Source organism: Microbacterium maritypicum MF109 (assembly GCF_000455825.1).
GTDB lineage: Bacteria > Actinomycetota > Actinomycetes > Actinomycetales > Microbacteriaceae > Microbacterium > Microbacterium maritypicum_A.
The window spans coordinates 1-380 of sequence record NZ_ATAO01000086.1 but is presented as its reverse complement, the minus strand read 5'-3'; the positions used below and the strand labels follow the sequence as shown (position 1 = coordinate 380).

Below are 380 nucleotides of genomic sequence, written 5' to 3'. Positions count from 1 at the left end.
GGCATCCGCACGGTCATGATCACGGGCGACAACCCGCTCACGGCGAAGGCGATCGCCGCTGAGGCCGGGGTCGACGACTTCCTCGCCGAGGCGACGCCCGAGGACAAGCTCGAGCTCATCCGGCGCGAGCAGGAGGGCGGCCGTCTTGTCGCGATGACCGGCGACGGCACCAACGACGCCCCCGCGCTCGCCCAGGCGGACGTCGGCGTGGCGATGAACACCGGCACCTCGGCGGCGAAGGAGGCCGGCAACATGGTCGACCTCGACTCCGACCCGACCAAGCTGATCGACATCGTGCGCATCGGCAAGCAGCTGCTCATCACGCGCGGAGCGCTCACCACGTTCTCGCTCGCCAATGACATCGCGAAGTACTTCGCGAT

At 68.7% G+C, this 380-nt stretch carries 1 protein-coding gene; it reads left to right on the top strand.

Features of this window, described 5'->3' with window-relative positions; genetic code table 11:
- On the top strand, positions 1-380 hold a 380-nt coding region (locus L687_RS25930), incomplete at both ends, for an HAD-IC family P-type ATPase (protein ID WP_021198718.1).